The sequence below is a fragment of the Pseudomonas sp. B20 genome, assembly GCF_020515755.1.
Classification (GTDB): Bacteria; Pseudomonadota; Gammaproteobacteria; order Pseudomonadales; family Pseudomonadaceae; genus Aquipseudomonas; species Aquipseudomonas syringae.
On the sequence record NZ_JAHPJG010000013.1, the window covers coordinates 127,480 to 153,773 of the forward strand.

At 61.6% G+C, this 26,294-nt stretch carries 20 protein-coding genes; 5 read left to right on the top strand and 15 right to left on the bottom strand.

Going from position 1 to position 26,294, the window contains the following annotated elements:
* Position 1: 1 nt before the first annotated feature.
* Genes LIX91_RS14395 through cpaB form a run of 5 tightly spaced genes read right to left on the bottom strand, consistent with a single transcriptional unit; the run spans position 2 to position 5,578 of the window.
* Positions 2–886, bottom strand: a complete 885-nt coding sequence (locus LIX91_RS14395) for a type II secretion system F family protein (protein WP_003419403.1) — start codon at positions 884–886, stop codon at positions 2–4.
* A gap of 18 nt (positions 887–904) precedes the next feature.
* Positions 905–2,161 carry a CpaF family protein gene (locus tag LIX91_RS14400; protein ID WP_003313926.1) on the bottom strand — a complete coding sequence of 419 codons (1,257 nt, stop codon included), beginning with the start codon at positions 2,159–2,161 and terminating at the stop codon, positions 905–907.
* Positions 2,161–3,351 (bottom strand): CpaE family protein, encoded by a 1,191-nt coding sequence (locus LIX91_RS14405; protein ID WP_003399727.1) that lies wholly within the window; start codon positions 3,349–3,351, stop codon positions 2,161–2,163. Before LIX91_RS14405 ends, LIX91_RS14400 begins: the two co-directional genes overlap by 1 nt.
* Complete coding sequence (locus tag LIX91_RS14410; protein WP_226488668.1) at positions 3,348–4,598, bottom strand: type II and III secretion system protein family protein; 1,251 nt, start codon at positions 4,596–4,598, stop codon at positions 3,348–3,350. Before LIX91_RS14410 ends, LIX91_RS14405 begins: the two co-directional genes overlap by 4 nt.
* A gap of 20 nt (positions 4,599–4,618) precedes the next feature.
* Positions 4,619–5,578 carry a Flp pilus assembly protein CpaB gene (gene cpaB / locus LIX91_RS14415; RefSeq protein WP_226488669.1) on the bottom strand — a complete coding sequence of 320 codons (960 nt, stop codon included), beginning with the start codon at positions 5,576–5,578 and terminating at the stop codon, positions 4,619–4,621.
* A 321-nt stretch (positions 5,579–5,899) separates the two neighbouring features.
* On the opposite strand from cpaB, the gene LIX91_RS14420 reads away from it, so the two are divergent.
* Complete coding sequence (locus tag LIX91_RS14420; protein WP_058398697.1) at positions 5,900–6,127, top strand: Flp family type IVb pilin; 228 nt, start codon at positions 5,900–5,902, stop codon at positions 6,125–6,127.
* A gap of 41 nt (positions 6,128–6,168) precedes the next feature.
* Positions 6,169–6,576, top strand: a complete 408-nt coding sequence (locus LIX91_RS14425; RefSeq protein ID WP_003340978.1) for a response regulator — start codon at positions 6,169–6,171, stop codon at positions 6,574–6,576.
* A gap of 122 nt (positions 6,577–6,698) precedes the next feature.
* Here LIX91_RS14425 and pbpC read toward each other — a convergent pair whose 3' ends face one another.
* Complete coding sequence (gene pbpC, locus LIX91_RS14430) at positions 6,699–9,047, bottom strand: peptidoglycan glycosyltransferase PbpC (RefSeq protein ID WP_046271003.1); 2,349 nt, start codon at positions 9,045–9,047, stop codon at positions 6,699–6,701.
* Between the two features lie 95 nt (positions 9,048–9,142).
* On the opposite strand from pbpC, the gene LIX91_RS14435 reads away from it, so the two are divergent.
* Entirely contained in the window at positions 9,143–9,436 is a 294-nt protein-coding gene (locus LIX91_RS14435) for a hypothetical protein (RefSeq protein WP_003307908.1), read from the top strand.
* A 331-nt stretch (positions 9,437–9,767) separates the two neighbouring features.
* On the opposite strand, the gene LIX91_RS14440 is transcribed toward LIX91_RS14435, so the two are convergent.
* Positions 9,768–14,714, bottom strand: a complete 4,947-nt coding sequence (locus LIX91_RS14440) for an alpha-2-macroglobulin family protein (RefSeq protein WP_226488670.1) — start codon at positions 14,712–14,714, stop codon at positions 9,768–9,770.
* 291 nt (positions 14,715–15,005) lie between these two features.
* Here LIX91_RS14440 and LIX91_RS14445 point away from each other — a divergent pair, with 291 nt between their 5' ends.
* The gene (locus LIX91_RS14445) at positions 15,006–16,346 is read left to right on the top strand and encodes an MATE family efflux transporter (RefSeq protein ID WP_100073546.1); all 1,341 of its coding nucleotides are present in this window, start codon (positions 15,006–15,008) and stop codon (positions 16,344–16,346) included.
* Here the strand turns inward: LIX91_RS14445 and LIX91_RS14450 are convergent.
* The 6 genes from LIX91_RS14450 to LIX91_RS14475 form a co-directional block, all read right to left on the bottom strand.
* Positions 16,340–17,245, bottom strand: a complete 906-nt coding sequence (locus tag LIX91_RS14450) for an alpha/beta hydrolase (RefSeq protein WP_017278135.1) — start codon at positions 17,243–17,245, stop codon at positions 16,340–16,342. The genes LIX91_RS14445 and LIX91_RS14450 overlap by 7 nt on opposite strands.
* Before the next feature lie 80 nt (positions 17,246–17,325).
* Complete coding sequence (locus LIX91_RS14455; protein ID WP_003419380.1) at positions 17,326–18,450, bottom strand: contractile injection system protein, VgrG/Pvc8 family; 1,125 nt, start codon at positions 18,448–18,450, stop codon at positions 17,326–17,328.
* Between the two features lie 259 nt (positions 18,451–18,709).
* Positions 18,710–20,623, bottom strand: coding sequence for an arginine decarboxylase (gene speA / locus LIX91_RS14460; protein ID WP_003340965.1), 1,914 nt, complete (start codon positions 20,621–20,623; stop codon positions 18,710–18,712).
* 88 nt (positions 20,624–20,711) lie between these two features.
* Entirely contained in the window at positions 20,712–21,083 is a 372-nt protein-coding gene (locus LIX91_RS14465) for a translation initiation factor Sui1 (RefSeq protein WP_004411978.1), read from the bottom strand.
* A 188-nt stretch (positions 21,084–21,271) separates the two neighbouring features.
* Complete coding sequence (locus LIX91_RS14470; RefSeq protein ID WP_003399749.1) at positions 21,272–21,817, bottom strand: NUDIX hydrolase; 546 nt, start codon at positions 21,815–21,817, stop codon at positions 21,272–21,274.
* Positions 21,817–22,896 (bottom strand): DUF2333 family protein, encoded by a 1,080-nt coding sequence (locus LIX91_RS14475; protein ID WP_003419373.1) that lies wholly within the window; start codon positions 22,894–22,896, stop codon positions 21,817–21,819. Before LIX91_RS14475 ends, LIX91_RS14470 begins: the two co-directional genes overlap by 1 nt.
* A 264-nt stretch (positions 22,897–23,160) precedes the next feature.
* Here LIX91_RS14475 and LIX91_RS14480 point away from each other — a divergent pair, with 264 nt between their 5' ends.
* Positions 23,161–24,816, top strand: a complete 1,656-nt coding sequence (locus tag LIX91_RS14480; RefSeq protein ID WP_003419371.1) for a PleD family two-component system response regulator — start codon at positions 23,161–23,163, stop codon at positions 24,814–24,816.
* Positions 24,817–24,823: 7 nt separating this feature from the next.
* Here LIX91_RS14480 and LIX91_RS14485 read toward each other — a convergent pair whose 3' ends face one another.
* Positions 24,824–25,618: a response regulator transcription factor gene (locus LIX91_RS14485; RefSeq protein WP_003419368.1), complete on the bottom strand. Its 795-nt coding sequence runs from the start codon at positions 25,616–25,618 to the stop codon at positions 24,824–24,826.
* Positions 25,619–25,758: 140 nt separating this feature from the next.
* A complete protein-coding gene (locus LIX91_RS14490; protein WP_032703325.1) occupies positions 25,759–26,256 on the bottom strand; it encodes an A24 family peptidase in 498 nt (165 codons plus the stop codon).
* Positions 26,257–26,294 lie beyond the last annotated feature (38 nt).

Sequence of the window (26,294 nt, forward strand, 5' to 3'; positions counted from 1 at the left end):
CTCAAATGCTCCTCAACATGCGCCACAACACCACGCACCCCGTGACCTGCAGGGCGAAGGCCACGCTCAGCATGATCTTGCCGCTTTCGTCGTCCCACATATGCAGCAGATAGCTGGGGTTAACCGCCAGAAAGTAACCGGCCATGCTGATCGGCAGCAGGGCCAGCACTACGGCAGTCATTCGGGTTTCGCCGGTCATTGCGCGCAATTGGCGACCGGCCTGTTCCCGATCACGAATCAGCTTGATCAGGTTTTCCATCAGCTCGCTGGCATTGCCGCCGTAGCGGTGATTGACCCGCAAGCCGATGGCGAACAGGTGAAACTCATCGCGCTCATACAATTCGGCAAAGTCCCTTGCCGCATCCGGCAGGCTGACCCCCAGTTGTACGTTACGCTCGATCCGGCTCATGCCGTCCTTGAGCGGCTGGTCGGTGGCGTCAATGCCGTGCAGCACCGCGTCGGCCAGGGTTCTGCCGGACTTGAGGCTGCGCACGGTATGGTCGAGCAATTGCGGCAGTTGCTGGATCATGCGGCGCACGCGCACCTCATAGCGCCACGATACGAACACACGCAGTGTCAGAGGCACCGCCAGCAGCACGCTGAGCGCACCGACGACGCCGGCCGTTGCGTAGCCGATCAGTATCAGCAGCGCATACAGCGACAAGGCCAGGCCCATGCGTTTGGTCGGCTGTCCCAGCCCGGCGCGCAAAAAGGCCCGATCCAGGTAGCTCCAGCCGGTCTTTTCAGCCACGGGCTGCACTTGCCCGGCCATCAGCCGCTGCCGGACCCGTTCACTGGCTCCCTGATTGAGCGCCAGATAGAACATGCGAATGGACGCAATAAACAGCAGCAAGGAGATCAGGCCCAGTACCAGAGACGCACTCATGCCGACTCCTTGAGCATGTCAGTAGCCAGGCCGCAGCTTGTCGCCAGCGGCGTGGGCCGCTTCGCGCATGAAGCCGACCCCGGTGCGGCGATCAACGCGAAACAGGGTATTGGTGACGTAGATGTCATCGCGGATGCCGACCACTTCCACCACTTCACTGACACAGCGGCGCCCGTCAGGCAGGCGCGTCAGCTGGATAATCACATCCAGTGCCGCGCAGACCATCTGGCGCAGGGTCTTTTCCGGGATCAGCCGCCCGGTCAGGCCCACCAGCGTTTCCAGACGCAGCAGGGCATCCTGTGCATTGTTGGCGTGCACGGTACTCATCGAGCCGTCGTGGCCGGTGTTCATTGCGGTCAATACGTCCAGCACTTCGACGCCGCGAATCTCACCGAGGATGATGCGGTCCGGGCGCATCCGCAGCGAGTTGCGGATCAGGTCGCTGGCGCGCACCTCGCCATGCCCTTCGGCGTTGGGCGGGCGGGTTTCCAGGCGCACCACATGCGGGTGACTGAGCTGCAGCTCGGCAACGTCCTCGATGGTCACCAGACGCTGATTGCTGTCGATCAACTGGCTCAGCACGTTGAGCATGGTGGTCTTGCCCGTGCCGGTGCCGCCGCTGACCAGAATGTTGCAGCGTTTGCCGACGGCCTCCTGGAAGAACTCGAAAATCGACTGATCGATGGTCTGCATGGCCACCAGGTCGGCGCTCTTGAGCATGTCCTTGCGAAACTTCCGGATCGACAGACACGGGCCGTCCAGCGCGATGGGCGGAATGATCGCGTTGACCCGGCTGCCATCGGGCAGGCGTGCGTCGACCATCGGTGAAGACTCGTCCAGTCGCCGCCCGAGTGGTGCCAGGATGCGTTGCATGACGCGCTCGACGTGGTGCGAATCGATAAAGCGCAGGTCGGTGTGGTGCAGCACGCCGTCGCGCTCGACAAAGACCTTGCCTGGCCCGTTGACCAGAATTTCCGTCACCGAGGTGTCGCGCAGCAGCACTTCCAGCGGGCCGAAGCCGGTCAGTTCGTCGACCAGTTCTTCAGCCAGGCGCTCCATTTCGTAACGCGAGATGGCCAGCCGCAGGCGTGCGACGTATTCGGCCACCTTGTCGATGACGAATTGCGCCAGGGCCGGTCGTGAGCCTTCGAGCAGGCTTTTGCCGCTTTCTTCCATGCCGTCGATGATGTAGCGGTGCAGCACCAGTTTCAGGCCTTGCCCGTCGTCAGGCTTGCCTTGCGTGCGCGATGAGACGCCAAACAGTTTCTCCGCCATTACCGGTTCCCCCATAGTCGAGCGAGCCAGCCCTGATCGGCTTTCTCGCGAGCCTCGGTATGCCGTGCCAGATGCTCGCCAAGCCGCCGCAGCCCGGAGCACAGCGCGTCGCGTGACGCCAGTTCGAACAGCGTCACGCCCTGATTCTTGGCGTTCAGGCGCAACTCCGGCGCAAGCGGCAGCACCGCCAGCACCGGCAGGCCGAAGGTTTTGCTCACGGTTTCGGAGTTGGGCGCGACCGAGCGCTGATAACGATCAACCAACAGGCCGGCGTGCTGCATTTTCATGCCTTTTTCGCGCCAGTTGTTGAGCACCGTCAGGTTGCGTCGACAGCCCAGCACGCTCTGGTCGGTGTACCACAGCAACTGATCGCAATGGCTGACCAGCGAGCGCAAGGCTTCGCTGTCCGGCTGCCCCACCAGGTTCACGACCACATGCTGAAAATGCTGGCGCAGCGCGCTGAGCAGCATATAAAGCTCGGCGGCACTGGACTGTTCCAGATGATCGTCGGCTTCGCTGTAAGCCAGAATGCGCAGGCCGCTTTCGCTGGTGGTGAAAGCACTGTCGATCAGCGTTGCATCGAGCCTGCGCAAGTGGCGCAGGGCGTCACCGAAGCTGAAGGTCGACTCAAGACCGAGCATCAACAGGCTGTCGCCGCGTGGCAGGCCGAGGTCCAGTAGCAGCGTACGCTGCCCGCTCTTGTGCACGACCATCGCCAGGTGCGTCGCGATCAAGGCCCCGTCGTCATCACTTTGTACGCCGTACAGCACCGACAGGCCGCTCATGTTCGGGTTGGGCGTCACGGCGGGCAGGCGCTTGCTCAGGCGTCTGACCAGACCGGCGACCTCACTGGAGCGAGAGCCATAGGCAACGAAGTCCCTGGCCCCGGCGCGCATGGCATTGAGCACCAACTGGTTATCCATGCCATCGCCGAGCGCAACGATGGCCAGCATCGGTTTGGCTTCCAGCGCACTTTCGATCAAGGCGCTCTGGGTCATCAAATGCTCACGGTCCAGGCCGACGAACACCACGCTGGCGAACGTCACGTCCACCAGCGCGAGCAGGTCGTCGAGGCTGCCCGTGCCGGCACTGACCACCTGGCCCAGCGAACCCAGGGCACTTTGCAGCCACTCCAGGTCGGTGTTGTTACGGGTGATTGCCAGGAAGGTCTGGCTCAGGCTCTGGCTCATTTGGATAACCCGTCGCGGCGGTCGAAATCGCCGCTTTCCAGAAAATACAGACGCGGGAAGCTCGGGTCATAGGTGCGCAGTGCCTCACCCGGCAGCGACGGTAGCCGGGCGTTGGCGGCCAGTGGCTGGACCAGATGCGGAGTGACGATCATCAGCAGTTCGCGCTCGTCGCGCTGGATTTGCGAGCTGCGAAAAAAGGCACCGAGAATCGGGATGTCGCCGAGGCCGGGAAACTTGTCCACCGAACCGCTGTTGCTGGAACTGATCAGGCCGCTGACCACGAAGCTCTCACCGTCGGCAAGCGCAATGCTGGTGTCGGTACGGCGGATGTTCAGCGCTGGCACGGTGGTCCCGGCGATGGTGATACCGGCCGAGAAATCCAGCTCGCTGACTTCCGGCGCGACCTTCAGCAGAATCCGGTCGCGGCCCACGACAGTCGGGGTCAGGGTCAGGCGCACGCCGAACTCCTTGTACTCGATGGAGATACCGTTGCCTTCACCGTTGGGCACCGGCACCGGGAATTCGCCGCCGGCCAGAAAGCTCGCGCTTTGCCCGTTGAGAGCGACCAGGCTGGGACGTGCCAGGGTGTAGGCGTAGCCGCTGTTTTCCATGGCGTTGATCATGCCCAGCACCTTGCTGCTGCCACCGCCCCAGACGATATTGAAATTGCTGTTGTTCAACGGGATGTTTGGCCTTGTACCGCTGACGGTGCCTGGCGTGACGTTGACACCCGGCACTGTGCCGGGCGCGCCGAACAGAAAGTTGTTCGAGCCCTTGCCGAATATCGAGGTACTGGCTTCCTTGAGCTTGGTGCGGCTGACTTCGATAAAGCGAATGTCGGTCTGCACCTGGCTGGGTAACTGCGCATCGGCAGACGGCGCGGTGACACTCTCGACCATGGCGGTCGTCGCCCGGCCACGGACGAAGACCATGCTCTGGCGCGGCGCACTTGCGCAGGCCGTCCAGACCATCAGGCTGGTCGTACCCTGCGCGACGCCGGTCAACAGAAAACCGTCGGTGCCGTTGACGTGCACGTCGGCGATTTTCGGATCACCCACGGCGATGCGGGTGATGGGCACCGCAGAGCGGACCTCCTGTTGAATGCCCTGGTCGATTTCCACGGCCGCCGGCATCGCGGCAAGGCCGGCACAACTGCCCGAAGCGGCCCACGCGCCTGGCGCGCACAATGTCGCGATGGCTAACGCCAGCAAACGGGGTTTTATAACTGGCACGGAACAACAGCTCATCAAATGCAATCCTTGCTCAATCAGGGAGTTTGTTGCGTGATCTGGTTACCGCGTATGACCTCGACAGCGCGAGACGTACGCGGGGTTGCGCCTGCTGTTGGCGCGCTGGCCGGCCCCAGGCTCAGTTGTCTGAAGCTGACCAGTTGGCGGTTGGCTGAATCGAGTCGCTCGGCAGCGTCAGGGCCGCTGGCTTCGTTGGCCCAGTAATCCTGCAGGTTGCCCTCGTCGGCGCTGCGCACGGCCAGACGCAGGACACCGGTTTGCGACGCCAGCATCAGGCGCGCCACCAGGGCTTGCGGCACCGCGACCGTGACGGTTCGCGCGTTGATTCGCTGCTGCTCCTGTTTGAGGCGTTCGTCAGCGTTGAGGTCCTGCACCGGTTTGCCATTGCGGTCCGGACCAAGCAGCCCGCCAACGCCGAGAATGCGCAGGGCAGGCACCACGACCTGACTCGACCGATTCGGATTGCTCACGTCCTCAGGCAGGTAAAGCAGCACATCCACGTAGTCGCCGGGGCTGAGTTGCCCGGAGGCGCCCGTCACTTCATCGACCTGTAATGCCAGGGCCCGCTCGTGTGGCCGAATCATTCGCGCCAGGGTGCCGCCTGCTTCGAAGTTGCTCTCCGTAAGCCAGCTTCCGGCGGTCAGCGTGCGCCAGCTGCTGCGCCCGACGATCTTGTCGATCGCTTCAAAGCTCCCGGGTGGGGCGACCTTGAGGCGCTCGATGGTCAGGTCATCGGCCGTGATTGCGGTGTAGGCAGGGATATCCCTGGCCAACACCACGACGTTGTGACGCAGAGCGTCCTCGACGGGAGGAGTCGCCGCAGGCGGGGTGGTTTGTTCGGTGGTTACAGGTGGCGCCGATGGTGGGGGTTCAACAGGCACCTCAGTTGGTCTGCCGACAACAATTCCCAGATATCCAGCGATTAACGCACCCAGCAAAAACAGTACAGCGAGCACCATGGTGACACGACTGCTCATGGCAAGTTTCCCTTTGTCATCGCAGGACATTCTCGAACCGGTGCATCAACTTCTTAATCTAGCAACGGTGAACGGCATAACGGCTTTTAATGACATTAGCTCATTCATTCAAAAGCGCCATTGTGCTTTGGTATATAAGGGTTTTTTACTGACGAGACGCCGTTTGAGTCCTTTGTTTTTTTGGGTAGTGTAGGGACTATAACTTTCCGGTTAATACTTTGTTGCGATTGTGGGTTTATGGATTGCAGACAATGCTGGAGGGGCACACAGTTTCGCATGTGTCATGCATGTTCGCGTCTCGGAGGCGCAAGGAGAAATGAGATGTTCCTGACCAAGATTTATGTAGGCGCTTATACCCGGATCAGTTGTTTTTTGAGGGATCGTGAGGCGGCGTCAGGTATTGAATACGCTTTGGTAGCGGCGATGGTTGCCGTGGCGTTGATTGCTTTTGTTCCAACGATCAGCGCAAGTGTGGGGGCGATTTTCACAAAAATTCAGACTGCCTTGACGGGTACTACGACAGGGGCCTCCACACCTGCTGCGGGGTAGTCTATGATTGCGACATGAGTTCACCCTGTTGAGAGAACCACATGGCTGTCCACCCCATCCGCCAACAACTGCTTCTGGTTGATGACGAAGAGGACGCAAACGAGGAATTGGCAGAACTGCTCGAAGGTGAGGGGTTCTGCTGTTTCACGGCGTCTTCCGTCAAGATGGCCTTGCACCAGTTGACCCTCCACCCGGATATCGCGCTGGTGATCACTGACCTGCGGATGCCGGAGGAAAGCGGCATCCAGCTGATTCGCCATTTGCGAGATCACACTTCACGCCAGCATTTGCCCGTTATCGTCACCTCCGGCCACGCTGACATGGATGACGTCAGCGACCTGCTGCGTTTGCACGTGCTCGACCTGTTTCGCAAGCCGATCTATCACGTCCGTCTGCTGGAAACCCTCAACAACCTGTTTCCCGAGCCGAAGGTTTTTCAGGTTCAGTGACGACAGGCTCGCGCCCTACAGCATGCTCACGTTGGAGTATGGGCACGAAGTCGACGTCCTGTCGTTCCTCACGCTCCAGTGGGAATGCCTTTCTTGACGCTCTGCGTCACACCCGTCTGCGTTCACTCCACCACGCTGAATTCAACCCGCGCCGTCTGGCCGCTCTCGTCCAGCACGCTTAACTGATAACGCCCCGGTTTGCTCAGGGTGGGGGTGAAGTCTTGCCGGGTGTCGGTGTCTGCCAGAGGTTTGCCATCGATGAACCACCAGCGGTGGCCACTGCCGCCGAGTGCCGAAAGCGTGAGGCGTAAAGCCTGACGACTGGCGGCAGGCAGGCGCAGGTTGTCGCCTTCGCGCACACCGACAATGCTCAGCGGGGGCGCGAGGTTCAGGTTCTGTGGCGGGCAATCCGGGTCAGCGGGCGGCAGGCGTGCATCACGCCGCTCTGCTCTGGGTAGCCAGGGCTCCAGAGGCGCAGGCCACAGCGCGATGTCCTGCGCTTGGGCGTCCGGGCAATTGGCCGCGACGCGCAGCCCCTTGGCATTGACCCAGACACGCTCCTGCAAACCCAGCCCAAGCGGTTGGTCGGCCGCTTGCAGGGTGGGCGGCGTGGTGCCGTCCAGCGTCCAGGCGAAGCGTTGGCGCCGGCAATTGGGGTTGCTTTTGCTCATCGGTTGACCCAGCGGCCAGCAGATGGCGGCCACACCGATGTTCAGCGGCACGGGTTGCACCGGTGCGGCGATCCCGCGCTGACTGTCGCGATTGACCAACACATCGTGCACCTGAAGCATCAGTGGCGCTGCCGAAGCCAGCCCGAACTGCCCTGGCACCGGTGTGCCATCCGGCCGGCCGATCCAGACACCCACCAGGAAACGCGGCCCGACGCCAATCGCCCAGGCATCGCGGAAGCCATAGCTGGTGCCGGTTTTCCAGGCCAGTTGCGGGCGCTGTACCAGCTCGGCGCGCGGGTCGATGTCCGGGCGCGACTGACCACTGAGAATGCGTCGAATGATCCACGCAGCGCCCGGCGACATCATCCGCCGCTCGCGCAGTCGGTCCTGCGGTTGCAGTCGAACATCGGCACTGCGCCCGCCGCGCGCGAAGGCGCTGTAGCCTGTCACCAAGTCCTCTAACCGACTGCCTGCGCCGCCAAGAATCAGTGCCAGACTCGGCTCCGCCAGCGGCGGCAGGGTCAGGGGCACGCCGCCATTGCGCAGTTCGGCGGCGAAGCGCTTTGGCCCGTAGACCTCCAGCAACTGCACGGCAGGCAGGTTGAGGGACATCGACAGCGCCGAGCTGGCCGCCACCGGCCCGCCGAAACCGCTCGAAAAGTTGCCTGGTCGATAGTCGCCATAGCGCCGCGGTACATCCTGCATCAGGGATTCGGAGTGGATCAGCCCGGCGTCCATGGCCATGCCGTACAGGAACGGCTTGAGCGTCGAGCCCGGCGAACGCAGGGCGGTGACCATGTCCACATGGCCGAAGCGCTTGGCGTCATTGATGTCCACCGAGCCGACGTACGCGCGCACGGCCATGTTTTCCGCCTCGACCACCAGAATCGCCGCCGACGTTCGCTCCGGGAGGCGTGCGCGCCAGCCCATTAGCAGGTCTTCCATGCGCCGTTGCAGTGACGCGTCCAGCGTGGTGCGGATCAGTGGCGGGCTGTTGGGGCGATTCAGGCGTCGGGCCAGCAACGGCGCCAGGCTCGGTTCCTGTCGCGGTGCCAGCCATAAAGGCTCTTCCAGTGCTTCGTTCACGCTTGCTTGCGGCCACACCTGAAACTCTGCCAGGCGTCTCAGCACCTTGTCGCGGGCCTGTTGCGCGCGCTGCGGGTGGCGATCAGGACGCAGGCGGCTTGGCGCCTGTGGCAGCACCGCCAGCAATGCCGCCTCGGCGCGGGTCAGGTTTTGCGGCGACTTGCCCAGATAAGCCCAACTGGCGGCTGCGACGCCTTGCAGTGTGCCGCCGAACGGGGCGCGATTGAGGTACAGACTGAGGATCTGATCCTTGGACAGGTGCCACTCAAGTTGCAGCGTGCGCCACAGCTGGCGGAACTTGCCGGATAGTGTGCGTGAATGCGGATCGAGCAACCGCGCCACTTGCATCGACAGTGTGCTGCCGCCCGAGACTACACGGGCACCGCTGAGGTTTTGCCAGGTGGCGCGTAACAGCGCCAGCGGATTCACCCCGGGATGGCTGTAGAACCAGCGGTCTTCGTAGGTCAGTAGGGCTTCGAGGTAGTAGGGCGAGACCTGCTCATTGCTGACCGGGTAGCGCCACACGCCATTGGCGTCGGCAAAGCGCCACAACGGTGTGCCGTCCTCGGCCAGGACGACGCGAGCCAGATCGTCCCTGGGCAGTGGCAGCGGCCAAAGTCGGTCGGCCAGCCAGAGGAGGGCGATCAGCAGCATGATCGCGCCCGCCAGCCACTTGAATGTTCGTGGCAGGCGCAGAAGAAATTCAGGTTTCAACGCAAAGAGCCTTTATGATCCACGGAACCTGACACGCATTGCGACAGCCAAAGCGGACAGACCATTTTCTTCACGACCCCAATCAGGACGTACATATGCAGGTAGAAGGCTTTTTTGAATGGCTCGGGCAGGCCATCGGCGCGATCATTCGCTTCTTTGTCGACGGTCTGGCGTGGTTGTTCAACGGGTTTACCCATGCTGGGGGAAATTTTGTCGATGGCTTGTCCCGCACGCTGGGCATGGACACCTCGCTGATCAGCATCATCGCACTGGTCATCGGCCTGATGCTGCTGTACTCGGCGGTCCGCGCCTTCATGCGCGCTTCGATCATCCTTGGCATCATCTGGCTGGCGCTGGGCCTCTGGTTGCTGAGCTGGATCATTCATTGATGCGTTGAAAGGCTAGCCTGCCGCCATGGTGGGTGAACGGGGCGACGCCTTCGCGAGCAAGCTCGCTCCCACTGGATCTGCGGTGTGTCGGGGCAGTTGTGTATGGTGCCTCGATCGTTTCTGTGGCGCACATCTGAGACACTTTTTACTTTTGTAGGAGCGAACTTGTTCGCGAAGGCTCTGGTACGGGCGATACATCTTCAGCGGATGTACCGGCCCTTTCGCGAACAATGCGGATCGCCGCCCCGGTCGCTCCTACTGGAGCTGTGGTGCGTCGGCCCCTTTGTGAGCAAGCTTGCTTCCACTGTCATGCATTCCAATCAATTGGCGATCATTTCCCCTTCACCACCATCTGCGCTGGCGCTTCGCCCAGGGCTTGCCAGTTCGGGCGGTACATGGATTCGACCTGCGGCGGCGGTACGCGGTAGGTGCCCGGGGTGACGGCTCGCGCCAGGTAGAGCAGGTGCACGGTGCTGCTGCCCTCGATGTCCAGGGCTGCTACGTAGCGGTCGCCACGATATTCCTGATGTTTGAGCCCGGCGTTTTCCATCGACTCGCGGATGGTTTTCACGTCTTCGCTGGCGTCTTCCAGGCTGGCCGCGCTCTGCGCCAGGTTCTGGTTTTCCAGCTCCAGGCCCGCAGGCAGCAGGTCCACCACCAGCGCATCCGGCACGCGCTGTTTGGCACCGATTTCCAGGTGCACCAGCACCAGTTGCCCGGTTTTCAAGGCGCCGATGTTCAGCGGTGCGCCGCTCAGGTTCAGGTACTCGCGGCGAATGCTCAGGTTTTCGCCACCCGCTACAGGCGCCTGGGTGGGATAACCGGAGACGGTCAGTTGCTGGTAAAGCGCTTCGCTGCTCTGGTTGTGTACCGAAAGCGGCGAGGCCAGCAGCGAACCGTCCAGCTTGAGGCCCGGCTGCCGGTTGCTCAGCTCGCGGGTTTGAGTGCCGCTGGCGATGCTGGCGGTCCAGTCCTTTTCCGGTTTGCCCAGCAGGTTACGGCCAGCCATGAACAGTGAATTGCTTTCCTGCGTGGACAGGTAACGATTGGCGGCCACCTCATCGGCCAAGGCAAACAGGCGCTCATCACGCTTGTCTTTGGCGAGGTCGTTTTCTTCCAGCAGTGCCAGTATCAACGCCTGATCACGCAGCGAGCTGCCGTAGTCAGCCAGCCATTCATTCTTGCGGCTGGCGGCCAGACCCGCCATCAGGGCCTGGTCGGCGCGGGGTTTGTCGCCCATCTTCTCCAGCGCGACTGCCAATTGCACCAGCGGCAGGCCGGAGCGCGCGTCGCTGCGGCGGTCGAACAGGCTGCGCAAGGCAGCGAGCGGTGCCTGCTGACTGCGCGACAGCACCAGCCCGGCATAAGCTTGCACGGCGAAGCGCGTATGTTCGGCGTTCTGGCTGTAATTGACCTGAATCTGGCCGGCATCCTGCAGATAACGCAGCAGGCGTTCACTGGCTTTCTTCAGCGCATCCGGCGGTACGGCAAAGCCCTGATCGCGGGCGCGCAGCAGAAAATCGGTGACATACGCCGTCAGCCAGTATTCCTCGTCGCTGTCCGAGCCCCACAGGCCAAAACTGCCGTTGTAACGTTGCATGCCCAGCAGCCGCTCGATGCCGATCTCGACCTTGCGCTTGCGTTCGGCATCCGTTTCGCCGGTCAGGCCCAGGCGCTTGAGGGTTGCGGCATCGGCATACAGCGACGGGTACAGGCCGCTGGCGGTCTGTTCCAGGCAGCCGTAAGGGTAGGCTTTCAATGCGCGAATCTGTTCGCCGAGGTTCAAGGGCGGACGGCTCGACAACGACAGCAGCGCCTCACGACCGGCCGGTTCGAACGCTTCCTGCGCGCCCTCCGGCAGGCTCCAGGGCTGATCATTGAGAGTGGCGCGGTAATGCTTGAGCATCGCCGGGTAGGCCGGGCGCACACCGACGGTCCATTCGCGGGTAAAGGCCGGCAGGTTTTCGCCCGGCAGGTCCAGACCTTCGACCAGCACCTTGATTTTGCCCTGACCCAGGCCGCCTTGCGCCAGCACCGGAACCTTCAGGGTGACGCGCTGGCCCTCCTTGAGCTGCAGGGGCTTGCTCTGGTCGCCGCCCGGAAGGCTCAACTGGCCCTCAGCGCTGATTTTCACGTCCAGCTTCTGTGCCTTGCCCGACAGGTTGGAGACGTCCAGCGCCACGCTGGTCTGGTCGCCACCGGCAAGAAAGCGCGGCGTCGACAGTTCGGCGATGATTGGCGCGGCAACCACGGTTTTCGCCTCGGCCATGCCGTAGCGGTCGTCGGTCCAGGCTTGAGCCATGATTCGCAGTTCGCCGTTGAAGTCCGGGATATCGACGCTGACTTCACCTTCACCGGCGTCATTGAGCGTCACCGGCGCGCTTTGCAGCGCCACGATGGTGACGCTGGTGTCCGGACGTTTGCCGCCCTTCGCCAATGCATCGCCACCGAACGCCATGCTTGCCAGGCGCCCCTGGCCGGCTTCGATCAGCTGACCGTAGATGTCCAGTTGGTCTGCTCCGTACTGCTTGCGGCCAAACAGGCTGGCAAACGGATCGGGCGTTGCGTAGCTCGTGATATTGAGGATGCCGACGTCCACCGCCGACACCAGCACGTGGACCTGTTTGGGTACGCTGCCGTCAGCATTTTTGGCGGCGACCTTTAGGGTCAGGGGTTGTCTGGGGCGCATTTTCTCCGGCGCGGTGACCGTCAGCGCCAGCTTGCGCTGCGCCCGGTCCAGCGGCAGATGCAGAACACCCACGGCGCGCTTGGGTGTGACATTGGCCTTGCGTTCACCGGGACGTATCACCAGAGCGGTGACGTACAGGTCGTGGCGCGCCCATTTTTTGTCCAGCGGTATGTCATACGATTTGCCTTCGGCAGGCACGTCGATTTCCTGCCACCACAGCGGCCCTTCACTGGACTCGACCAGCAGATAACCCTTGCCCGCAGCAGGCGGGGTGACAGTGATTTTCGCGGTGTCGCCATCGTTGTAGGCCGGCTTGTCCAGCGCCAGCTTGACCTGATCCGGTCTGACCGCGCCGCCGTCAGTATTGTCCTGCCAGCGATAACCGGCCCAGAAGCGCAGGCTGCTGACCATTCCGGTGGACGGATCTTCCACCTCGACACGGTAAGGACCCCATTCGACCGGGAAGCTGACTTTGGCGGTGGCGTCCTTGGTGATGCTGACAGTCTCTTCGTTGAGGTTGAGGAATTTCTCGTTGAAGTGGTAACTCCAGCCGTCGTCGGCCGAGTAGTTCCAGTAGTAATCGCGGCGCTCGCGGATCAGCCGGACTTTCACGTTGTCAGCGGCCAGCTTGTTGCCAGCCGCGTCGGCCATGACGATTTCAAAATCGGCCGGGCCGTCGCCGTTGGTCTGCGCTTCGCCCTTGGCTTCGTCGTCGTAGTCGTCACTGCCAGTGCTGCTGCCGAACAGTGCACGCACGCCGGGCAGGTGTTCGGCAGGCCAGATCGGCTGCACCAGACGACGGGTGATCGGCCGCCCGCCAGACTCTTGCAGACTGGCTTGCAGAATCAGTTGCAGCGGCGATTTGGCCTGCGCCCATTCGCTCTGCACGGCGAGCGTCGAATGACCTTCGGCATCGAGGGTGACGGTTTCAAGCTCCAGATCATGCTTGAGGTCTTCTTCGGTGATCGAGCCGAACTGATAACCCGGCAGCTTCGGCACCGCCTCGCGCAGCGGGCGGACATAGACCTGACCGGTCAGCGTATTGCCCGAAGCGGGGGCGCCGTACAGGTAGCGGCCAGTGATATCGAATTGCGGGTTGTCAGCAGGCGCCACCGGCGTGTCGCTGCCCTTGAGCTCCAGCGCCAGACGCTCGGGCAGGAAGTCCTCGACCTTGAACTCGTAGAGCTGCGGTTTGCCGTCGCCCAGGTCGAACACCAGTTGCCAGCGTCCGGTGGGGGCTTCGTCGGCAAGCGGCAATTGATACTGGTAGAAACCGTTGCTGTCGGCTTCCCAGACGAATTTGCGGCTGACCTGATCATCGGGACGGCGCACTTCGACGGTGACGGGCTGCGGCTTGACGGTATTGCCGTCGCTGTCGCGCAGCAGGCCGTTGAGCAGCACGGTTTCGCCGGGGCGATACAGGTCGCGCGGGCCGAAGATGAAGAACTGCAGCGGGTGAGCCTGCGGGCCGGAGATATCGAACTCGGCCAGGTCCAGCGCCGAGCTGTTGAGGCGCAGCATGCTGGTCTGTTCATCTTTGTGCGCCAGTACCACGGCAGCCTTGGCCGGCAATGGCAGTTGCGCGTGGCCGTCGCTGTCGGTCTTGCCCTGGGCGACGACCTTGCCGTTGTCGTCATACACATCGACGCTGATATCACCCAGGGCCTTGCCACCCTCAAGCGCTTGAGTGAAGACGTCCAGACGGTTGCTGTAACGGTGCACCGACAGGCCGATGTCACTGAGCGTCAACAGGGTGGCCGGCTGCGAGTAGCTGTAGGTGCCCGAGGCGCGCATCACCGCCAGATAAACCCCTGGCTGTTGCAGGGGTTTGATACCGGCTATCGGCAGCAGCAGGGTTTCACGGGTGTTGCGCGCGGGCTTGAGGTCGAAGCGGCCGCTGTAGACCAGGTCGGCCATGGGCAGCAGCTCTTCGGAACTGTAGCTGGACAGGCTCGACGCGCCGTCCCACTGGGCGAGGAAGTTCGGCATAGAGTCGGGTTTGATGCGGAAGAACTCGACATCCACCTTGTCGACGTTCAGCGCGATCACCGGCAGGCCCTCGGCCAGACGGGTCGGCAACAGGCTGCCACGGCTGGCGAAACCGACAGAGGGCTGCAGATCGCGGGTTTCCAGGCGGCTGATGTATTCGGCGGCGAGTTTGGCCTTGTTGACGGCCAGCAGCCCGGCATCGACGGTCAGGACCAGTTTGCGCTGCGGCTCCAGGTGGCGCAGGCGCAATTCCATGAGGTTGTCAGATAGCTCCCAGGCACCGTCGACCTTGCCGCTCTTGCTGTCCACCAAGTGAAGTTTTTCGTCGAATTTCTGCTCGGGGTTGAGCGGGACCGAGAAGCTCACCGACAGGGTGCTTGCGCCGTCGACCTGGATTTCCGACACATCGATGACCGTCAGTTCGCGGCCTGCGTAGCGCTTGCTCAGCGCGGCGAGGTCGACTGCGGGTTTGGGCTTTGTGTCGGTGACCGTTGCCTGGGTCGTGGGGGCCGTAGCGGGCGCGGGTTTATCCGTGGAAGAAGAATCACAGGCGCTCAGCAGCGCAAGCGCGCAAGCCAGAAACAATCCTTTGTTTAACATGGGGGCACTCATCGGCAACGGTAGAGAGGATGCGACTATATAACAGTCGTGATGACAAGTATTACTGTCAGATTGACCAGTAAGTTCATATATCGAACGGACTGACTATCGTGCCATTGCGCGTTGGCATGCAGCGGGTGACGCAGAGCGTCACGAAATGCATTCCCACTGGAGCGTGTGCAACGATAACGCTGCAGCTTTCGAGGCATGAGTACCGTTTCCGGACGTATCGAAACGCTGGGACACCCTGCGTTTGATCTGGCTACAATGCCCGCCTTGCCGGGGGTTCTCATGTCTACGTTGCTCACTGACTGGCGTCATCGCTCAACCCATCGTCGCGTCTGGGCGCTGGCGACGCCGATGATTCTGTCGAATATTTCCGTGCCGCTGGTGGCGCTGGTCGACAGTGCGGTGATCGGTCATTTGCCCCACGCCCATCAGCTGGGTGCCGTGGCGGTGGGGGCCACGCTGTATACGTTCCTCGCCTGGGCCATGGGCTTTCTGCGCATGGGCACCACCGGGTTTGCCGCGCAGGCGGCAGGGCGCAGTGACAGCGCTGCCTTGCGGCGGATTCTGTTGCAGGGGCTGCTGCTGGCTGTCGGGCTGGCGTTGTTGCTGGGTGTGATTGCCTTGCCGTTCAGCCATCTGGCGCTGACGATGATGCAGCCGTCTGCCGATCTGCAGCAAATGACCCTGGATTTCTTCCATACCCGACTGTTCGGCCTGCCCGCGGCGCTGGCCAGTTACGCGCTGGTCGGCTGGTTTCTGGGCGCGCAGAACGCTCGGGCGCCACTGGCGATTCTGCTGGTGACCAATGCCGTCAACATCGTGCTCAATCTGTGGTTCGTCCTGGGGCTGGACTGGGGCGTGGTCGGCTCGGCGCGTGCGTCGGTACTCGCGGAGTGGACGGGCGTGGTGCTCGGTCTGCTGCTGGCGCGTAACACCTTGCGCGCCTGGCCTGGGCGGATCGTCTGGTCGGCCTTGCGGCTATGGAGCAACTGGCGGCCCTTGCTGGCAGTCAACCGTGACATCTTTCTGCGCACGCTGGCGCTGCAATCGGTGATGTTCCTGATCACCGTGCAGGGCGCTCGCCTGGGGGATGCAACGGTTGCCGCCAATGCCTTGCTGCTCAATGGCCTGCTGTTGACTGCCCATGCCCTGGATGGGCTGGCGCATGCGGTCGAAGCGCTGTGCGGGCATGCCATCGGTGCGCGGGACCGGGATACGTTGCGCCGCTCGCTGGTAGTTGCTGGGGGCTGGTCACTGATTTCCAGCGTAGTGTTCGCGCTGTTCTTTCTGGTGGCTGGGCATGCCTTCGTCAGTCTGCAGACCGATATCCCGGAAGTGCGCGCCACCGCGATGACGTATCTGCCGTATCTGGCGCTGATGCCGTTGCTGGCCGTCTGGAGCTACCTGCTGGACGGCCTGTTCATCGGTGCAACGCGTGCGCGGGAAATGCGTAACGCGATGCTGTTCAGCGCAGCGTGCATCGCGCCGTTGGCTTATCTGGCTTCCAGCCACGGCAACCACGCCCTATGGCTGACGTTCCTGGCCTTTACCCTGCTGCGCGGCCTTAGTCTGGGGACCATTGCCTGGCGGCTGACACGCAGTGACGGCTGGTTCGTTCACTGAGCTTTCGACCCGGTTGCTGCGTTCTTTTCAGACGCCGTTTGCGGCGTGTGCTTGACGAACATGTCCACCTCGTCGACCACTGGTGCCAGACCGCTTAGCAATTTGGCGAATGCGCCGACCAGCGTGCCGTGGTTGGTGCGCGAGAAGTACAGGTCGCGCACCGGCACGCCGGCTTCACGCAGCGACCTGGCCAGGCCACCGGTGTTTCGCTTGGGGTTGACCAGCGAGTCGGTGTTCGAGGCCATCAGCAATGCCGGTGGTGCGCTGGACGTGACGTGGTTGATGGGTTGCGAGTCGGGCGGTGAATTGGGGAAGAAGAATACCGGCTTCACGTCCGGGTTCTCGATGGGCAGGAAGTCGTAAGGCCCGGCCAGCCCGATCCAGCCGCTGAGGATGGAGGGCGACAACCCTTCGCGCGCCAGCCAGCGCGGGTCGAGCGCGAGCATTGCGGCGTTGTAGGCACCCGCGCTGTGGCCCATCACGTACAGGCGGCTCGGATCGCCACCGTAGGTGTTCGCATGCTTGTGCGCCCAGGCCAGCGCCTTGGCCGAGTCTTCCAGAAAGCTTGGGTAACGTACCTGTGGATACAGCCTGTAGTCGGCGATGACCACCACCATGCCTCGTGCGGCCAGCGCTTCGCCGACGAATGCGTAATTGGCCTTCGAGCCGCTGTTCCAGCTGCCGCCATAGAAAAACACCACGACCGGTGCCTTGGCCGGTTTTGCCTTGGGCGTGTAGACATCCAGCGTGTTGCGTGGATCTGGCCCGTAAGCCAGATTGTAGACATGATCGACAGGGCCGCTGGGGTTCAGCGTGTTGAGCAGCTTCAAAGGCGAGCAGCCGGACAAGGCTGCCAGTACGGCTCCGGTCATCAGTGTCAGGAAAATCACTCGGATCATGGCGGAGGGGCTCTGGAAGGTAAGTCGGATATGCCTGAGACCGTCACGCTTCGTCCCAGTGCCGCACAGTTGCTGCTACGTCATTCAGTGGCGTGCGGATCACTCGGTGGGCCGGCGAAGCTGATGCGCGGGCTGCTCAGCGTAAGACCGCTGTTATCGATCTGTACCGTGCTTGCCCCGGCATCGACGGTCAGTGTGCTGCCTTCAGCCAGTTCTACGCGGGTCCCGTCCGCCAGTTGCAGTTGCCGGTCTGGCCCGGCGATCGCCTGCCAGTCGAGGTGCATCTCGACGTTGTCGGCAGGTGCCTGATCACGTCTGTGGCCGCCATCGTCTGCCTGCACTGACAGGCAGCCGGTGATCTGCGGCGGGAGTTTGTCGTCTGCGCAAAAGCTCACTATCACTGCCATGCCACCTCGACACTCAACATCCAGCCCCGCAGCCATAGGCAGCCAGCAGCCAGTGTCGGGGCCCTCCGGGCGCTGCCAGTCCCATTCGAGGCGCACGTGCACCCGACCTGACGCATCGGTCCTCGCCGCTTCGCCGTCGCTGCCGATGATCCAGGCACGCTGCAGTGGTGCAATGGTGGGGCGCGGTGCCGGGGCAGGTGCTGTGAACCCGGTTTCCCGGGGGCGGGCACCAAATACCAGCAGGTGGCGGCGACGCGAGTGGACGAACTGGTAGTGAATGCCTTCTTCTGCACACAGCCGCTGGACCAGTTGCAGGTCGGATTCCTGATACTGCACGCAGCTTTCGCGCTCGATGCATTCTGTCTGCAGGTCAAAGCGGAAGGCGTTCTTCAAACCATGTTCTTCCAGCACCTGGGCGATGATCCGCGTGGCGGTCATGTGCTGAAAGATACGTGACTGCTGACGCAGCCCGAGGCAGGCCAGTCGAGGCCCCATCAGCAGCGTGTAACAGGCCGGGCCGGGGTGGTAGTGCTTGCGGGTCGCGCCGTGGATCTGACCGTGAAAGCCTTGTCCTTGAAAACTCTGCCCCGGAAAACCCTGCTCGCTACCGCAGCTCAGCCAGGCAGGCTTGTACATCAGTCTGGTCAGGTCCAGATCGAAGCCGTCGCCGAGGATTTCCAGCTCGATGGCATACGGCTGGCTGATCGCTTCGGTTACGCTGAACGATACGACGCTGAAACGGCGCTGCAGGCGGGCAATCTCCAGATGAAAGAACGGCGCGCTGTCGGGGTCGGGCATGGAGGGCTTCTCTACCGGGAATGCGACCGCGGATTCTCGCGCAGAAGCCGGGCAGGGTAGAGGTCTGCAGGTAGAACAGGACGTTGCCTACAGCAGATGTTGGTGGGGGATTACGTCGAGTGCGTGGGTTGTATGAGCGCGGAGCATGGGGGGGGCGGAGGTTACGGGCACCTCTCGTTCCTCACACTCCGCGTCACGAACTGCATGCCAATGCGGAGCATTGGCACGATAAGCAGTCAGAGTTGGCGCCGCGCAAGGATCAGGACGACAGGTACGACGAGCGGGTCAGCCCCAGGCGCAAGGCATCGAGGAAGTAGGTGCGCTCGCGTGGGGTGATCTTGGCGCTGGCGACCTTGTCCCGGTAATGGGTCATCAGTTCTTCCGGCGACAGGTGCACGTAGCGCAGCATGTCTTCGATGGTGTCGTGGGTTTCGATGCCGGCGTGGTAAACGCTGCCGTCCGGGTTCTGGTAGATGTTCACCGAGTCGGTATCACCGAACAGGTTGTGCATGTCGCCGAGAATTTCCTGGTAGGCACCCACCAGGAAGATCCCCAGCAGATAGTCTTCGCCTTCGTTCAGCGAATGCACCGGCATGCTGGTCTCGATGCTCTGCTCATCGACGTACTGCTTGATCTTGCCGTCCGAATCGCATGTCAGGTCCTGAAGCACGGCACGGCGCACCGGCTCTTCATTCAGGCGGTGCAGGGGCAGAATCGGCAGTACCTGGCCAATGGCCCAGGTGTCTGGCAGGCTCTGGAACACCGAGAAGTTGCAGATGTACTTGTCGGCCAGCTTGTCGTTGAGCTCGTCCAGCACCTGACGATGGGAGCGTTGACGGGCTTTCAGCGAGTTGTACAGGCGGCGGCAGACGGCGAAGTAGCATTGCTCGCCCAGCGCTTTTTCCGACAGGCTGATCTTGCCATCGGCGTACTGGGCCGCGATGTCGCTCATGTAGTGCGTGGCGCGCCAGTAGGTTTCGGTGACCATCTCGATGTCGGTCGGACCCAGCAGGTCGACCAGCCATTGCACGGTTTCCGGCAGGCTGGCCTTGTCGGCGATTTCCGGGACTTCGTCGTTGTGTTTTTCGACGTCGGTCACCTGCACCACCAGCATGGCGTGGTGGGCAGTCAGCGAGCGGCCGCTTTCCGAGAAAATATGCGGGTGCGGCAGGCTTTGCGCGTCGCAGAATTCCTTGAGCATGCCGACCACCACGCCAGCGTAGTCGTCCATGTCATAGTTGATCGAGCTGGCGTTGCGCGAGTGCGTGCCGTCGTAATCGACCCCCAGACCACCCCCGACATCGATGTAGTCCACCGGCAGGCCAAGCTTGCGCAGTTCGCCGTAGTAACGGATCGCTTCCTTGAAGCCGTGCTGATAGTCGGCCAGGTTGGCGATCTGCGAGCCCATATGGAAGTGCAGCAGGCGGATGCCCTGATCCAGGCCGGCCTTGCGGAAACGCTCGACCACCGACAGCAATTGCGCAGCCGACAGGCCGAACTTGGATTTCTCGCCACCGGTATCCGCCCATTTGCTCGACGCCAGGGAAGACAGGCGCACGCGCAGGCCGACCTGAGGGGCGACTTTCAGCTCGGCGGCCTCTTCGATCACCAGTTCGACTTCGGACTCTTTCTCGATGACGATGAACACGTTGTGGCCCAGCTTCTGGCCCATCAGCGCCAGACGGATGAACTCACGGTCCTTGTAACCGTTGCAGACGATGGTGCCGCCTTTGGGCGCCAGTGCCAGTACGGCCATCAGTTCAGGCTTGGAGCCCGCTTCCAGGCCGATGGAGACGTTCTGCGTGGCGATGATGTTTTCCACCACCGCCTCTTGCTGGTTGACCTTGATCGGGTACAGCGCGGTGTATTGGCTCTGGTATTCCAGGCGCGCGATGTTGCTGTCGAACGCGCCGGTCAGCTGGCGCACGCGGTCCTGCAGGATGTCGGGGAAGCGCACCAGCAGCGGCAGCGACAGGCCGCTCTTGCGCAGGTTGTCGACCTGTTCGTAAAGATCGATGGGCGAGCTGTCCGGCCCGTTGGGACGGACTTCAACGCGTCCCGCTTCGTTGATTGCAAAATAACCCGCGCCCCAATGGCGAATGCCATAAACGCTGCGGCTGTCCGCAACGGTCCATTGGCTGCCATCGTCTTTGCGTGTGCGTCGTACGGACATCGAAGTCCCCTATAAAGAAGTCGTAGCGCCAGCCAGTAGCCAGCTGGGCGCATTGTAATGAGTGGAAATGACGATTTGATTCGCGGGTTCAGCCGCCGGACTTTTTAGCCTTGAAGCCTTTTTTGATCAGCTCTGCCAACAGCAGTTCTACGTGATCACCCTGAATCTCGATCACGCCTTCCTTGAGCGATCCGCCGGTGCCGCAGCGCTGCTTGAGGGCCTTGGCCAGCTCTTTGAGCGGTTCTTCGGCCAGCGGGACGCCGCTGATGGTGGTAACCGTCTTGCCGCCCCGACCCTTGCTTTCGCGACGTACACGGGCAATGCCGTCCCCTTCGGGGATGGCCGTCTGTTTGCAGGTGCACTCGGCAACGGGTAGACGACAATCGGGGCAGTGGCGCCCAGCGTCGGTTGAAAATACCAGGCCACCCAGGGCGGCGAGAGAAGCGGCTTTTTTAGCCACGCAAACATCCTCTTGTTGAGGACTGAAGATGGGTCGGGCTCGTACGAGCCATCGACCGCGAAGCCCCACTCTGGCAGGGGCAGCGCTACTGAAACGGCAGGGCCGGTCCAGTTTGAAAAGGTCGCGCAGTGTAACGGCAAACCGGCCGGTTGCTAAGGGGCTGGATGCGCCAATTTCTGAACACTCGCTTACTGCTCGTTCTCTATCTGTTTGAGGTAGCGTTTCAGCGCCGCCAGGGAGTCAGGGCACCAGGGATTGTGCTCAGCCTGTTGCAGCACTTCGGCGATGGGCATGAAGCGCGCCTCCAGGACCTCTTCAGGTTGCAGTTTCAACGGCCCGTCCCACACGGCTGAAAACACTGCACACCAGAGCCGGTTGCCCGGCTGATCGAAGAAAAATTGTTCGTGGGCCTGCAGCGGCACGCCACTGACCCCCAGCTCTTCTTCCAGTTCTCGCGCGGCAGAGGCCGCATAGCTTTCATCCGCCTGGACCATGCCGCCTGCGGCTACATCCCAGTAGCCGGGATAAATAGCTTTGCTCAAGGTGCGTCGATGCACACACAGCTCACCCAGACTGTTGAACAGCAGGATATAAGTGCCGCGTCCGATCAGCCCGCGTTCACGCAAGTCGGCACGGACCAGCGAACCGAGCAGTCGATCCTGTTCGTCGACCCAGGCGATCTGCTCGGCATCCGAGGCGGCGCGATGTGCGGCCTCGTTGGCAGGTATGGACATCAGCCCTGATTCAGCAGTTGGCGCAGGTCAATGACTGCGGCGTTGGCACGCGAGATGTAGTTGGCCATGACCAGCGAGTGGTTGGCGAACACGCCGAACGGGCTGCCGTTGAGAATCATCGGGCTCCACATCGGCTCTTGCGAGGCTTCCAGCTCACGAATGATCTGGCGCACGCTGACCGTCGCGTTCTTCTTCGCCAGTACATCGGCAAAATCGACCTCGATGGCGCGCAGCAGGTGCGACAGCGCCCAGGCCTGACCGCGTGCTTCGTAGAACACGTTGTCGATTTCCAGCCATGGCGTTTCGACGATTTCCTCATCGACCTGCGGCACTTCACCGGGCTTGACCGACACAGCGGCTTCGGTTTTCAGCGTGCTGTTGAGTTTGACCCGGCCAACGCTGGCCGACAGGCGTTGCGACAGCGAACCCAGACGGGTGCCGACATCGCCCAGCCAGTTGTTCAGGTTGTCGGCGCGGGCGTAAAACAGCGCGCCTTTCTGGTTGGGGTCGGACAGGCGTGCCTGGTAGCGGCTCAGGGAGTTGATCCCCTCGGCGTACTGCGACTCGCTCGACGGCAGGAGCCAACTGCGATTGTTGAAGTTGAACAACGGCTCGGCGCGGGCCAGATCGCCATCTTCAGCCGATTGCGACTGGGAGCGGGCGAAATCCTTGCGCAGCGCACGACTCAGGTCACGCACCTGAACCAGCACGCCGTATTCCCAGCTGGGGATGTTGTCCAGCCACAGGCCCGGTGGCATGCGGTCGTTGGACAGGTAGCCACCGGGCTTGTTAAGCAACGTGCCCGCGACGGTCTTGAGCGTTTCAACCGTCGTGTAGCCAATGACCATCTGTTTGCCTTCGCGCTCGGCAGCGGCCTGGGCGTTTTGCTGTACCGGGAACAGCGCAGGTTCCTTGCTCCAGTACCAGCCGACTGCCAGTGCGACCAGCAGGTAGATCAAGATCAGGGCGCCCAGCGCGCGACTGTAGAACAGGTTACCCAGGTAACCGCGGCGTTTGGTCGATGAAGTGTCAGCGGTGCGCGCACCCGCGCTGCCTGCGCGGTTCTTCCAATCCAGCATGGTAGGGTCCTTTCGATCTTGAGTTGAATGCTTCACGAGGCGTTCGACCGCAACCTTACCTCAAGGTGCGGCTGACAGACATTATCTTGAGATTTGAACTGTAACGATCATAGGCGCAGTCTATGCATCGATTGATTTTGCATACTGGCTATGCGCCATCAAAATGTTGTCAAATAAGTGACTTACGACACTGTTCTGTTGTAATGGAGGTGCTAGCATAGCGCCATCAGCCGTATCGCTCAGCAAAACCACAGTAGTCTGAATATGACCGAGCCCGAAGACCCTAGCCGAGATCGCCTGAAGCATCACTTTGCCCAACGGGTCATTCACCAGGCGCGCCAGATTCTGGAGACGTGGCAACGTCTGCAGAAGGCCGAATGGTCGGTCGGCGACATGGCCGAGCTCAAGGAGTCCACGCAGCGTCTTTCGCGCTTTGCCGAGCGCTTCGAACAGGTTGAACACAGCGCTCTGGCGCAGGAGATCAGCCAGGCCCTCGATGCGGTGGAAGCCAATCGCGGTCGTCTCAACAGCCGTGTCATCACCGATCTCAATCGTCTGATGCAGCGCCTTTCCCGAACCGGGCTGCGGCATGGCGATCGTTTCGAGCAGACTTCGCTGCCACCGTTGCGCAAGCCCGTCTATATCGTGCTTCAGGATCACGAGCGGGCCGAGCGCCTGGCCAAGCAACTGGAGTTCTTCGGTCTGGCGGCGCTGTCGCTGCACAATGTCGCCGAGTTTCAGCGGGCGATGGCGCAGCGGCATCCAGCAGCGATTGTCATGGATGTCGATTTCAGCGGGCCCGGCAAGGGGCTTGAACTGGCCTCCCAGGCTCAGGAAGGGCTGGAGCAGAAGCTTCCGTTGTTGTTTTTCAGCCTCAATGAAACCGATACGCCCACCCGTCTGGCCGCGGTCAGGGCCGGTGGCGAAGAGTTTCTGACCGGCGCGCTGGAAGCGTCGAGTCTGCTGGAAAAAATTGAAGTCCTGACCTGCGTGGCTCAATACGAGCCCTATAAAGTGCTGATCATCGACGACTCCCGCGCGCAGGCGCTGCACACCGAGCGTGTCCTGAACGCTGCCGGAATCGTGACGCGGGTGCTGCTCGACCCGATTCAGGCGATGTCCGAGCTGGCCGAGTTTCAGCCTGACCTGATCATTCTCGACATGTACATGCCGGGCTGTACCGGCACGGAGCTGGCCAAGGTCATCCGCCATAACGACCGTTACGTCAGCGTGCCGATCATTTATCTGTCGGCCGAAGACGATCAGGACAAGCAGCTCGACGCCATGAGCGAAGGCGGCGACGACTTCCTGACCAAGCCGATCAAACCCCGTCACCTGATCACCACCGTGCGCAACCGTGCTGCCAGGGCGCGGAACCTCAAGGCGCGCATGGTCCGCGACAGCCTGACCGGGCTTTACAATCACACGCATATTTTGCAACTGCTGGAAGATTGCAGCTTTCGTTCGCGACGAGAAGGCAAACCGCTGTGCTTTGCCATGCTCGATATCGACCACTTCAAGAGGGTCAACGACAGCCACGGGCACCCGATGGGGGACCGTGTCATCAAGAGCCTTGCGCTGTTTCTCAAGCAGCGCCTGCGCAAAACCGACTTCATCGGTCGCTACGGCGGTGAAGAATTTGCCATTGTCATGCCGGACACCGACATCCAGAGTGCCCACAGGGTGCTGGATGACATTCGCCATCGTTTTGCAGAGATCCATTATCCGGCGCAGCCCGCCGATCTGTTCTGCACCTTCAGCGCTGGCGTGGTTGCTCTCGGTGCAGATGACGACAGCCTGAGCCTTGCCTCTCAGGCAGATACGGCGTTGTATTGCGCCAAGCACGCGGGCCGCAATCGAGTGCATTCGGTGCTGCTCGACGTGCCTTATCACGTCGTGCGGAACGAAATCGAAGCCTGATTCCTGCTCAGTCCTGGCTTTCGATCAGCCTTTGCCGCTCCGCCGATTTGCCCGGTGAAAATGCCAGCGCCAGTTGGGTGCGGTTATGCATGTGCGTCAGGCGCAGCACCTGCGACACATAGAGTTTTACAGTGTTTTCAGTGATGCCCAGTTCGCAGGCGATCTGGTAATTGGTCAGCCCGGTACTGACCAGGCGAGCCACGTCCAGTTGGCGAGGTGACAACTTGGCCAGTGCCACCGGCATCTGCACTTCGCGCTCCGCGCGGTCACGCGTTTTTCGCTCGGGATGAGGCTTGTTCTGAACGCTATCCAGGTTCTGATAAAGGTCGTCGATGGAGGCGGCCAGAAACTGGAGTTTTTCGTTGAGCAGGCCCAATTGCTGACGGTTCTTCTGCCGCTCGTTCAGCGCCTGGACTTGCAGCTGCACGCCTTCGAGCAATTCTTCCAGATCGACCGGCTTCTGGTAGTAATCGGCGATGCCGGCCCTAAGCGCCTTGATGACGTCTTTTTTCTCGGCCTGGCCGGTCAGCATGATCGCCTCGAACAGGTGCGTCTTGCCGCCAGTCATCTTCATCGCTTCGACCATCTCGATGCCGTTCATGCCAGGCATTTCCAGATCGCAGAGTACGATGCCGATCGTGCTGTCGGCGCTGAAACGCTCGATGGCTTCGAGGCTTGAATAGCAACGCACACACTCATAGCCGCTGCTTTCCAGAAACTCGCAGAGTTCTTCAACGATAAGGGGCTGGTCATCGACCACCAGAACTTTCGTGAGCGGGTAGTTATCCACAGGCAACTCCATGCTGTTAGGGGACCGTCGACGGCGCCCCGATCCATTCAGCAAAACATGACTCGGCGTTATTCGATCAGTGGGGGTGTTGGTGACAGTACGCCATCGCCATGACTTAACCGTAGTCGTACTTTCTGACTATGTACATAGCATTAAAATTTTCCTGCACCGTTATGCGACTCATGGAGCAGTGCCATGCTCAGGAGTAAACCGGCGAATAAAAAAGGTGAAAAAGGATGTTTATCTGGCGCCGCGGGGTTCATATACCGATAGCGTTGTGCAAGCCATTGCTGCGCATGGGGCCAGGCACTCTTTCCGACGATAAGCCAGGTCGCCATGGCAACGCCCGCGCCAATAAATGTACACAGCAGATAGGCACTGTTCGAGGCCAGCGCCAACGCCGTCATCAGTTTGACGTCTGCGGCGCCCAACTTGCCGAGTGCATAACCTGGCAATGTCAGCGCCAATGCCAGGGTCACGGCCAACAAGGCCTCCAGCGCAGGCGAGCCGAGCCAGGTCATACCGGTCAACGTCAGGTAGATAATAGCCAGCGCTGCTGCGCCGAGTGTCAGCCCGTTGGAAATCTGCTTGCAACGCGCATCCTGTTCGGCGCAAATTGCAAACCATATCAACAGGAAAAATAATTTCATCACGCCGAAGACATCCTGTTATCGGGAAAGAATCTATG